Origin of the sequence: Enterobacter sp. MGH120, assembly GCF_001037725.1 — a bacterium.
GTDB lineage: Bacteria > Pseudomonadota > Gammaproteobacteria > Enterobacterales > Enterobacteriaceae > Enterobacter > Enterobacter hormaechei_C.
In genome coordinates this window covers 4,377,212-4,387,986 of the sequence record NZ_KQ089940.1, presented here as the reverse complement: position 1 = coordinate 4,387,986, position 10,775 = coordinate 4,377,212, and the positions used below count along the sequence as shown (strand labels likewise).

The window sequence follows — 10,775 nt, the reverse complement described above, 5'->3', positions numbered from 1 at the left end:
ATACGGGGGAAAAGTGCAAAGCTGGACGAGGCCAGTCATCTCACTTTCTGGAATGCTCCTTCAGAAATCAAATCAAATCAAAACATTGTCTTTTTCGTTCAAATACTGCTCTGTTTGTATATGCTTTTTTGTATATACAATCAGGGAAGGGTACACTATGCCTATAGAGTATGAATGGGATAGCAATAAGGCGAAAAGCAATCTGCAAAAACACGCCATTCGTTTTGAAGATGCAGTTCTGGTTTTTGACGATCCCTGCCATTTGTCTGTTCAGGATCGTTATGAAAACGGGGAGTTTCGCTGGCAAACCATTGGTCTTGTACAGGGCGTTATTGTCATTCTGGTCGCGCACACGGTACGTTTTGAAAGCGGGGATGAAATCATACGTATCATCAGTGCGCGTAAAGCGGATCGTAAAGAGAGGAGGCGTTATGAGCATCGTTAAACATAAACGCGGTAGTGCACCGGAAGTGAGTGCGCGCCGGGAGGCTGAACTCAAAGCGCTGGCGGATAAACCCGACAGGGAAATTGATTACAGCGATATACCGGCCACGGAGGATGATCGCTGGGCCGGTGCCGTGCGGGGAAAATTCTATCGACCGCTCAAAACTCAGGCATCAGTACGCATTGACGCCGACGTGATGGAGTGGCTTAAACGGCCAGGGAAAGGTTACCAGACGCGGCTTAATGCCATTTTGCGCGAGGCGATGCTGCGCGATCAGAACAAAAAATAACACAGGCAGCGCCAGGCTGCCTTTTCTCTCAGAGGATATTTGCCACTACCCGCCACAGCACCCACCCACCAAACCCCATCAACACCACCCCTGCCGTGCGCTCTATCAGCCAGAGCGAACGGCTGAGCTTTCGCTGAACCGCCGGTAACCCCATCAGCGATATCAGCGCCAGATCCCATACCAGCACCACCATCACCATCCAGACGCCGCAGGTCGCCTGCTGAAGCAGTGTGACGTCCGGCCCGAGTAACGCTGTCATTAGCGCCAGGTAGAACAACGCGTTTTTGGGATTTAACAGCGCCGAACCCAGCCCCAGCAGGATTTGCTTACGCAGAGAAGGGCAGCGCTGGCGGGTTTCTTCCAGCGCCAGCGGCTGCGGGCGGCTGCGCACAAGATGCGAGCCAATCCACAGCAGGTACAGCGCGCCGGACAGTTCGATAAGCGTAAACAGCCACCCAAACTGGCGCAGCGCGCTCCAGCCGATAATCACCAGTAATATATACAACCCGTTACCTGCTGCGATGCCGAGACACAATCCGGCGCTGCCGCGCAGCCGGTAGCGGGCGGCGTAGCCTACCAGCAGGAAGAAATCCGGGCCCGGGCTTAACAGGGCAACAAAATGCGCCAGCGCCAGGGCAAGAAAGGCGGAGGGAAATAACAGTTCCATAGCGACCTCAGTGACAAATCTGAGGTCACATTACGACGTTACGTATCCTGATTATTGTCTGATATTGATCGGCCCGTGGCGTACTGGCGCGGCGTGGCAGCGGTATAATTCACGAAGGTCTTATGAAAATGACTCTGGTCGGCAAACCCGCTCTGGTAGCCCACGTCGGCGATATCATCCCCCGCGCGCAGCCGCGCTTTGGCGTACTCCACGCGCGAAATGTTGAGGAAACTGCCCGGCGTCAGGCCGGTATCCTGCCTGAAAGTGCGGATCAGCGTCTCCTTGCGCAGTGAGAATCGTTGGGCGAGTTCGTCAAGGGAAGGCGGTGCGGCAAGGTCGGAGAGTAACGCCTGCTGAACCTGCTGGCTGGTTGAGCGAGGTGCATTCATCTCACCCGCGCAACGGGGAAGGGCAGAAAGCAGGGTCTCCACGGATGCGGAGGACATCGTCCCGACAACGGCAAGAAAGTGCTTAAAGAGCGTGGGATCGCGAATAACCTGTAGCGCCAGGGGAAGATCGGTGTCGATATAGAGCATATGGTAACTGCGCGGCTTCCCGACAACGGGGTTGCAGCTGTGCGGGGCATAAGCCGGGATCACGATAAGATCACCGGGATCAAGAACGTACGCATTGCCATGACTTACGCAGCAGGTCTGGCCTTCCACAATCGCGCCGATGGAGAGCTGTGGATGGCAATGACGTTTGTATGCCCGGGTGCTTTGCCACGTACTGCGCAGCTCAAGGCCTGCTGCGCGGTTAAAGGTCTGGCGGATGTGGCGGGTATCGGTCATAGGAACTCCATTGATGAGCATTTTTTATACCATGTCTGCGCATCGCCTGGCAGCGTCTTGTTAAGAACCTTCCGTATATACCCAACTTTACCTTCAAAGCCAGTCAGATTGACTACCCTTAATACCCTAAGCGGTAAAACAAGGAGATTCGATATGGCTTACCAGACAGTAAATCCTGCCACGAACCAGCTCATCAAAGAATATCCCTCTCACACTGACGCAGACGTTGAAGCGGCGCTGAAGGCAGCCGATGCGCTCTATCACTCCGACTGGGCGAAAGGCGACATAAGCCAGCGCCTGCCGGTGCTGCATAAGCTGGCGGACCTGATCGACGAACGCGTGGAGGATCTGGCGAAAATCGCCAGTCAGGAGATGGGTAAGCTCATCGAACAAAGCCGTGGCGAAGTGAAGCTGTGCGCGCAAATCGCCCGCTACTATGCGGACAACGCGAAGCAGTTCCTGGCCCCGGTGAAGTATGACTCTGAACTCGGGGAAGCATGGGTTGAACATCACCCCATCGGCGTGCTGATGGCCGTCGAGCCATGGAACTTCCCGTACTATCAGCTGATGCGCGTTCTGGCGCCAAACCTGGCAGCGGGCAACCCGGTGATCGCCAAGCACGCCAGCATCGTGCCGCACTGTGCAGAGACCTTTGCACAACTGGTACGTGAAGCGGGCGCGCCGGAAGGGGCGTGGACCAACCTGTTTATCTCGTCCGAACAGGTGGCGAACATCATCGCCGACGATCGCGTACAGGGGGCGGCGCTGACCGGTTCAGAAAAAGCGGGTAGCGTGGTTGCGGCACAGGCTGCGAAGCACCTCAAAAAATCGACCCTGGAACTGGGCGGGAACGATGTCTTCGTGGTGCTGGACGATGCGGATCTGGATAAAGCCGTGAAGATCGGCGTTAACGCGCGGCTGAACAATGCCGGGCAGGTCTGTACCGCGGCGAAGCGCTTTATCCTGCATGAAAAGATTGCAGACGCCTTCCTGAGCAAATTCACCGAGGCGTTTAAGCAGGTGAAAATTGGCGATCCGCTGGACGAAAGCACCACGCTGGGGCCTTTGTCATCCAAAGACGCGCTGGAGACGCTAACTAAACAGGTTAACGAGGCGGTGAAAAATGGCGCGAAGCTGCACCATGGCGGCAAGCCGGTTCAGCGTGACGGAAGCTTCTTTGAGCCGACCATCCTGACGCATATCTCGCGTGATAACCCGGCGTACTTCGAGGAGTTCTTCGGTCCGGTAGCGCAGGTTTACGTGGTGAAAAGCGACGACGAAGCGGTCGCACTGGCTAACGATTCCCACTACGGTCTGGGCGGCGCGGTGTTCAGCCAGAACATCGAGCGCGCGAAGAAAATGGCGTCGCGCATTGAGACCGGGATGGTATACATCAACTGGCTCACCGACACTGCGGCAGAGCTGCCGTTCGGCGGCGTAAAACGTTCGGGTTACGGACGCGAGCTGTCGGACCTGGGGATCAAAGAGTTTGTGAACCAGAAGCTGGTGGTCGTTCGCAAGTAATGCGGTAATAAAAAAAACCTGCCATCCGGCAGGTTTTTTATTAACGGTCGCATCGCCTTTCTTGCCGGGTGGCGCTGCGCTTACCCGGCCTACAATCAATGTGCAATAATTTTAATACATTGCACCCTTCATTGTAGGCCCGTGCAAGCGTAGCGCCGCCGGGCGAAACGCGCAAACAGGCTTAGAAGGACACTCCACCGCCTACATATGCACCGTCGATCAGCGTGTGGTTTGGACGACCGTCTTTACCGTCTACGCTCACGTGGCGATAACCCACTTTCAGCGTGACAGGTTTGACTGGCGTCCAGCTTACGCCGCCGTTAGCTTCAACATAGTTCTTCACGCTGTTGTTCAGGCCGTCTGGCGCCACATAACCTTCACCAAACACGTGAATGCTGTCCGTAAGCGCAACGTTAACGCCGCCGCCAATCGGGAATGCCACGCCGTTATCGCCTTTTTTCGGGCCGATGTAGATGGCTTTCGCGCCAGCATTCAGCATCACCGGACCCACTTCCAGGTTGTAGCCTGCCCCAACGCCGCCGGTCTGGGTGCCGTCATCGGTGTTTTTCAGCCAGTTGCTCTCCGCATACAGGCCGGATGAGGATTTCCCCATTTCCAGATTGAGGTTAGTAAAGTTTTTACCCTGCTCAATGCTGCCACCCATGGCCAGTGCGGAGCCCGATACGGCGGTCAGAGCAGAAAGGATCAGGATGTTAAGTTTTTTCATGAGTGTTTCCTCGTCATTAAATTAATCTGAGGGCACCTTAACAAGCGATGTTTATGACTGCAAATGTGATATGTCTCGCATTTATATGCTGTTTATGTTGGGTTTTTGAATGGTAAATGTTGATTAATTGTTTATATGGCAAATCGTCAATGTCCAATACATTCGCGTTTAGGGACAGTTTACATTCCTGGCTAAACGTAAAATGAACGAGGCGCAAATAGTCCTTCGCCATGAATTAATTGGGTTTCTAATAATTTCCAAAAGTATTTCAGCTGACACAGATAAAGACAGAGGTTTACATTTCTGGTGATTGATATACGTCCGTACGCGCCGCTTCGTTGCCATTACATGTCATTTTTCTGACACGTTTCTTCATTACGTTGTTGGCTTCACTTACTGGATGCTAACAATATGAAAAGAAAAATTATTCCTGTGCTAGTCGGTTGTGCGCTCTCTTTCTCTGGCCTGGCGGCACAGCCAACCGCGGAGCGCTACGTCGTCAGCTTTCCCGAAGGCGCGCATGTCAAATACAGCGGTGCGTTTGCCAGCGCATTCCCGAACGGGCTCCCGGTGGGGATTGGTTCGGGTTTGTTATTCACGGGCAAGCAGGGCGATGCGCTGACGTTTGCGACCGTGACCGATCGCGGTCCTAACGCGGATTCGCCAAAAATGGGGAAAAACGATGCCAAAATCTTTGTTACCCCGGATTTCGCCCCGCTGCTGATGACGATCCGTGTGCTAAACGGCAAAGCGGAAGCCGTGGACGCGCGACCGCTGCATGACGATAAAGGCGAGATCAACGGCCTGCCGCTGCAAAGCGGCGTGATTGGATCTACCAATGAAGTCGCGCTAAGCGACACCTTAAAAGTGCTGAAAGGCGATAACCGCGGGCTGGATACGGAAGGCATCACGCCGGACGGGAAGGGCGGCTACTGGCTGTGCGATGAGTATGGCCCGTTCCTGATTAACGTCGACAGTAAAGGGAAAATCCTCGCGATCCACGGTCCGCAGGCGACGGAAGGGGAGAAATCCATCGCGGGCGGTCTGCCAAACGTTATCAAATGGCGTCAGGCAAACCGGGGCTTTGAAGGGCTGACCCGCATGCCGGACGGACGCATTATCGCCGCCGTGCAAAGCACGCTGGATATCGACGGGAAGAGCAAAAAACAGGCGCTGTTTACGCGTCTGGTGAGCTTCGATCCGGCGACCGGGAAAACCGCGATGTACGGCTACCCTGTCGACAGCGCGGCCTACAGCAAAAACAGCGACGCTAAAATCGGCGACATAGTGGCGCTGGATAACCACACCATCCTGCTGATTGAACAGGGCGAGGATAAAAATGACGCAATGCGTAACCTCATCTACAGGGTTGATCTGAGCAAGGCGAGCGATCTGGCGGCCTTCGACAAGCCGGGCGAATACCCGGAGTTTGATGATGAGAAAACGCTGGCGCAGCGCGGCATCACGCTTGCGGAAAAAACGCAGGTGGTCGACCTGCGTGCGCTGGGCTGGCAGCAGGAAAAGGCCGAAGGGCTGGCGCTGATTGACAGCAAAACGCTGGCAGTGGCGAACGATAATGACTTTGGCGTGAAGGTGGCGATGCAGAAGCCAGTCGAAGGCAAGAAGCTCAAGGATTATCGGGTGAACGCGCAGGGGGCGCTGACGCTGGATGACAAACCGGTTGAAACCACCCTCAGCGTGAAGCCGCTGAAGAAACCGGAGTCCGACAGCGAACTGTGGATTGTGACGCTGCCGGAGGCGTTGAAATAAGTTTCCCCCTCACCCTAACCCTCTCCCCGCGGGGGAGAGGGGATAATCGGTGCGGTTATTTCTTCAGCCCCGCAAACGCTGCCCGAATTTCCTCTTCCGGCAGCTGTATTCCAATAAACACCATCACGCTGTGCGGCACTTCATCGTCCCACGGGCGATCCCAGTCGGCGCTGTACAGGCGCTGCACGCCCTGGAACAGCAGGCGGTTCGGCTCGCCGTCGATCCACAGCATCCCTTTATAGCGCAGCAGCTTGTCGGCAAATGACAGTAGCAGGTTCTCCATCACGCGGGAGACCTCGCTGATGTCAACCGGGTAGTCCAGCTCAACCACAATCGACGTCACGTCGTTTTGCTTGTCGGACATAAAGTGGAAGCGCGGTTTCGCGGTGACGTTCTCTTCCAGCATAAAGCCGTTGGTGTTGAACAGCTGAGCGAGATCGATATCGCCATGCGTCACCGTGTAAATGGGCGCACGCGAGTTGATGCGCGTCAGGCGCTCGCGCAGTTTTTCACTTTCACCCGCCACGTCGGTTTTGGTCAGCAGGATGCGGTCGGCGTAGCCAACCTGAGACTGGGCGATGGTGAACTGGTTCATCTGCTCGTCGGCGTGTACCGCATCCACCAGAGCGATGACGCCGTCCAGCAGGTAGCGCTGGCAGAGGATCTCATGGGAGAAAAAGGTCTGAATAATCGGGCCGGGGTCGGCCATGCCGGTGCACTCGATCACCAGTCGGTCGAAGTCGATGTCACCGCGATCGCGGCTGTCGAGCAGGTCCAGCAGGGCGTCTTCTAATTCGTTAGAGCGGGTGCAGCAGATGCAGCCGTTGGTCAGGGTTTTGATCTGGGTGGCGCGGTCGCCAATCAGCTGATCGTCAACGGAGACTTCGCCAAATTCGTTTTCGATGACGGCGATTTTGAAGCCGTGCTGCTCGTTCAGAATGTGGCGCAGCAGGGTGGTTTTACCGGCGCCGAGGAAACCGGTCAGCAGGGTAACGGCAATCGGGGTCATGGTTTCTCCTTTAGCAGCAGCGGACGCCGCCTTCTCCACTTCCGCCGTAGCGCGCTTCCTGACGCTCGCGGAAGAATTCAGTGTAGGTCATGTACGGCTTATCCGGATGGTTGGTCTTCATATGCTCAACGTAGTTGTCATAATCCGGAATGCCAATCAGCATTTTCGCCGCCTGACCGAGGTATTTTTTTGCTTCGCCTAAGTTACCAAACATTGAGGGTTCCAGATAGAAGAAGCCCGGTGGCGCTACGCTTACCGGGCCTACAGTAACATGCTTAATTAATGGTGTGAGGAGGTCTTCACGCCGCCTTCCGGCACCGGTACGTACGGGGTCTCTTTGTCCGTACGGCCCTCAACGTTACGCACTTTCATCCAGGTTTTGATGCCGTAGAAGATAATGCTGTACACCACCACCAGGAACAGAATGCTCAGACCCGCGTTGGTGTAGTTGTTCACCACGATATGGTTCATGTTGGCAATCTGCTGCGCGGTCAGATCCGCGCCGCCTGCGGCAATCTTCTCTTTGTACTGGTTAGCCATGAAGAAGAAGCCTTCCAGCTGCGGGTTGGTGCTGAACAGTTTCAGACCCAGCGCCCAGGTAGTGCAGAGCAGCAGCCACAGCGCAGGCACCACGGTGACCCAGATGTATTTGGTGCGTTTCATCTTCACGAGGACAACGGTACCCAGCACCAGGGCCACAGCCGCCAGCATCTGGTTAGAGATACCGAACAGCGGCCACAGGCTCTTCACGCCGCCCAGCGGGTCAACAACGCCCTGATACAGCAGATAACCCCACAGGCCTACGCAGCCCGCAGTGCCCAGAACGCCGGCCACCAGCGAGTCGGTTTTCTTCAGGAATGGCACGAAGTTACCCAGCAGATCCTGCAACATGAAGCGGCCTGCACGCGTACCGGCATCCAGCGCGGTGAGGATGAACAGCGCTTCAAACAGAATGCCGAAGTGGTACCAGAAGCCCATGTCCGCCCACGGCAGCACTTTGTGGAACACGTGTGCGATACCCACCGCCAGCGTTGGCGCGCCACCTGCGCGGTTCAGCACGGACGGTTCGCCGATGTCTTTCGCTGTCTGCATGATCTGCTCGGGCGAAATCACGAAGCCCCAGGAGCTGACGGTCGCCGCCGCATGCGCGCTGGCGTCTTTCAGCTGTGCCAGGATCAGCGCGGTATTTTCGCCGCCCATCTCATGCAGGTTTGGCATGGTAATGCCGAGACCCGCCGGCGGGGTGTTCATCGCAAAGTACAGGCCAGGCTCGATAATCGACGCCGCAACCAGCGCCATGATCGCCACGAAGGATTCCATCAGCATCGCGCCGTAACCGATGAAGCGCGCGTCGGTTTCGTTGGCCATCAGCTTCGGCGTGGTGCCGGAGGCGATCAGCGCGTGGAAGCCAGACACGGCACCGCAGGCAATGGTGATAAACAGGAACGGGAACAGGGCGCCTTTCCACAGCGGACCGGTACCGTCAATGTACTGCGTCACCGCCGGCATTTTCAGCTCCGGGTTGATGATCACAATACCAATGGCCAGCCCGACGATAACGCCGATTTTCAGGAAGGTTGCCAGGTAGTCACGCGGAGCCAGAATCAGCCACACCGGCAGCAGCGCTGAGATGAATGCGTAGCCGATCAGCGCGAAGGTGATGGTGGTGTCTTTAAAGGTCAGCGCTGGACCCCAGTACGGGTCGTGTGCAATCACGCCGCCGAAGTAGATGGAGGCGACCAGCAGCACGATACCGATGACCGACACCTCGCCAACGCGGCCAGGGCGCAGGAAGCGCATGTAGATGCCCATGAACAGCGCAATCGGTACGGTAGAGCAGACGGTGAAGACGCCCCACGGACTTTCGGCCAGCGCTTTCACCACGATCAGGGCCAGCACCGCCAGGATGATGATCATGATCAGGAAGCAGCCGAACAGGGCGATCGTGCCTGGCACGCGGCCCATCTCCTCTTTGATCATCTCGCCCAGCGACGAACCGTTACGGCGCGAGGAGATAAACAGCACCATAAAGTCCTGCACCGCCCCCGCCAGCACCACGCCCGCCAGCAGCCAGAGCGTACCCGGCAGGTAGCCCATCTGCGCGGCCAGCACCGGGCCGACCAGCGGGCCTGCACCGGCGATAGCGGCAAAGTGGTGACCAAACAGCACGTAACGGTTGGTTGGCACGTAGTTCAGGCCGTCGTTGTTAATAACCGCCGGGGTGGCGCGCGTCGGGTCGAGCTTCATAACCTTCTGCGCGATGTACAAGCTGTAGTAGCGATAAGCCACAAGGTAGACGGAAACCGACGCGACCACGATCCACAGGGCGCTGACGTGCTCGCCCCGGCGTAATGCGACAACCGCCAGACAGAAAGCACCGATGATCCCGAGGATGGCCCAGGGCACGTGCTTAAGTAGTTTTTTAGTATCCATAATAAGACCTGGTTTTTTATGTAAAGAAAAAAGGGTCAGGGTTCGTTGTGAGGAGGTATTGATTAATGCTGGAGCGATCGTGCCAGATCCTCGCGCGTGTAAAGCACGGTAAATGGGTGAGTGGTTGAAAGCGATGCGTGAGCGGTCAAAAGCGAGGGTGAGTGGTTAAGGCTCACCCCCGGTGGGAGAAAATATGTGATTGAGATCACTGAGAATAATCTAGCCCTGTGGACTTTTGTCGTTCGCTTCAGGGTAGTGTACGCAGCGGCAGGGCTGATACGCGGGCAGCAGCTGATAGCGCCCTTTGCCGTCGTGTTCAATAATCGGGGAAAGCGCCTGTAAATCGCGGTACACCGTGCGTTCGGTAATGCCAAATTTTTGCATCAGATCGCGGCGATTAACGCTTCCGTTGCGGTGCAGGGCAATAATGATTTCAACCAGACGTTCAGCCGAGCGGCTTCGGGGTGAAGGGGCCATAAGACTTTCCAGCGTTAAGGGGGCGGCTGACGACGTTGCCAGCCGCCCCGGAAAATTTATCTTATGGATAGTTAACGGCGCACCTTTGCGGAAACCTTAGCGTTTTTTTGTGCAACGGGATCAAATCGCGGCTTCCATCTCCATCATCACCGGGTGGAAACGGCGTTTGAAGTAGATCAGGCCGTGCCCCTCGCTGCTGAGGATGATGTTCTTAATCTCTACAAGGTAGACCAGATGGGTGCCGATGGTTTGCACCTGGGATATCTCACCTTCCAGGCTTGCCAGAGCGCCTTTCAGCACCGGCTGCGCCAGCGGTCCTTTCTGCCAGCAGGAGAGAGCAAAGCGCTCCTCCATTGCCATGCCGGTCATCCCGGCAAAGTGGCGGGCCATGATCTCCTGCTCGTGGTTCAGCACGTTGACGCACAGTCTGCCGTTGCCCTGGAAGACCGGGTTCATGGCGCTGTTGGCGTTGATGCAGACCATGACCGAGGGCGGGGTGTCCGTGACCGAACAGACGGCGGTGGCGGTAATGCCGCAGCGACCCGCATCGCCCTCGGTAGTGACCACATTCACCGCCGCCGACAGGCTGGCCATCGCGTCGCGAAAACGCAGGCGTTCTTCAGATTGCATTGAAACCTCCCGC

12 protein-coding genes are annotated in these 10,775 nt (G+C 56.4%); 4 read left to right on the top strand and 8 right to left on the bottom strand.

Annotated features, from left to right (window positions below; translation table 11 throughout):
* Positions 1-157 precede the first annotated feature (157 nt).
* Entirely contained in the window at positions 158-445 is a 288-nt protein-coding gene (locus SK54_RS20470) for a BrnT family toxin (protein ID WP_015572580.1), read from the top strand.
* Positions 432-734, top strand: a complete 303-nt coding sequence (locus SK54_RS20465) for a BrnA antitoxin family protein (RefSeq protein WP_017694570.1) — start codon at positions 432-434, stop codon at positions 732-734. Before SK54_RS20470 ends, SK54_RS20465 begins: the two co-directional genes overlap by 14 nt.
* A gap of 28 nt (positions 735-762) precedes the next feature.
* Here SK54_RS20465 and SK54_RS20460 read toward each other — a convergent pair whose 3' ends face one another.
* Together SK54_RS20460 and SK54_RS20455 are read right to left on the bottom strand one after the other, a co-directional pair.
* Positions 763-1,401, bottom strand: coding sequence for a LysE family translocator (locus SK54_RS20460; protein WP_017694569.1), 639 nt, complete (start codon positions 1,399-1,401; stop codon positions 763-765).
* Between the two features lie 38 nt (positions 1,402-1,439).
* On the bottom strand, positions 1,440-2,192 hold the full coding sequence (locus SK54_RS20455) for an AraC family transcriptional regulator (protein WP_015572582.1): 753 nt from the start codon (positions 2,190-2,192) through the stop codon (positions 1,440-1,442).
* Positions 2,193-2,345: 153 nt separating this feature from the next.
* On the opposite strand from SK54_RS20455, the gene SK54_RS20450 reads away from it, so the two are divergent.
* Positions 2,346-3,716: an NAD-dependent succinate-semialdehyde dehydrogenase gene (locus tag SK54_RS20450; RefSeq protein ID WP_017694568.1), complete on the top strand. Its 1,371-nt coding sequence runs from the start codon at positions 2,346-2,348 to the stop codon at positions 3,714-3,716.
* Between the two features lie 181 nt (positions 3,717-3,897).
* Here SK54_RS20450 and SK54_RS20445 read toward each other — a convergent pair whose 3' ends face one another.
* On the bottom strand, positions 3,898-4,443 hold the full coding sequence (locus SK54_RS20445) for a YfaZ family outer membrane protein (RefSeq protein WP_006810254.1): 546 nt from the start codon (positions 4,441-4,443) through the stop codon (positions 3,898-3,900).
* A 411-nt stretch (positions 4,444-4,854) separates the two neighbouring features.
* Here SK54_RS20445 and SK54_RS20440 point away from each other — a divergent pair, with 411 nt between their 5' ends.
* The gene (locus SK54_RS20440; protein WP_040117188.1) at positions 4,855-6,213 is read left to right on the top strand and encodes an esterase-like activity of phytase family protein; all 1,359 of its coding nucleotides are present in this window, start codon (positions 4,855-4,857) and stop codon (positions 6,211-6,213) included.
* A 55-nt stretch (positions 6,214-6,268) separates the two neighbouring features.
* Here SK54_RS20440 and yjiA read toward each other — a convergent pair whose 3' ends face one another.
* From yjiA to SK54_RS20415, 5 genes are all read right to left on the bottom strand, one after another.
* On the bottom strand, positions 6,269-7,222 hold the full coding sequence (gene yjiA / locus SK54_RS20435; RefSeq protein WP_045341172.1) for a GTPase: 954 nt from the start codon (positions 7,220-7,222) through the stop codon (positions 6,269-6,271).
* A gap of 10 nt (positions 7,223-7,232) precedes the next feature.
* Entirely contained in the window at positions 7,233-7,436 is a 204-nt protein-coding gene (locus SK54_RS20430) for a YbdD/YjiX family protein (RefSeq protein WP_003856610.1), read from the bottom strand.
* Between the two features lie 65 nt (positions 7,437-7,501).
* Positions 7,502-9,655, bottom strand: a complete 2,154-nt coding sequence (locus SK54_RS20425) for a carbon starvation CstA family protein (protein ID WP_003856608.1) — start codon at positions 9,653-9,655, stop codon at positions 7,502-7,504.
* Positions 9,656-9,874: 219 nt separating this feature from the next.
* Positions 9,875-10,132, bottom strand: a complete 258-nt coding sequence (locus tag SK54_RS20420) for an HTH domain-containing protein (RefSeq protein WP_015572587.1) — start codon at positions 10,130-10,132, stop codon at positions 9,875-9,877.
* A 120-nt stretch (positions 10,133-10,252) separates the two neighbouring features.
* Complete coding sequence (locus SK54_RS20415; RefSeq protein ID WP_015572588.1) at positions 10,253-10,762, bottom strand: 4-hydroxyphenylacetate 3-monooxygenase reductase subunit; 510 nt, start codon at positions 10,760-10,762, stop codon at positions 10,253-10,255.
* Between the last annotated feature and the right edge of the window lie 13 nt (positions 10,763-10,775).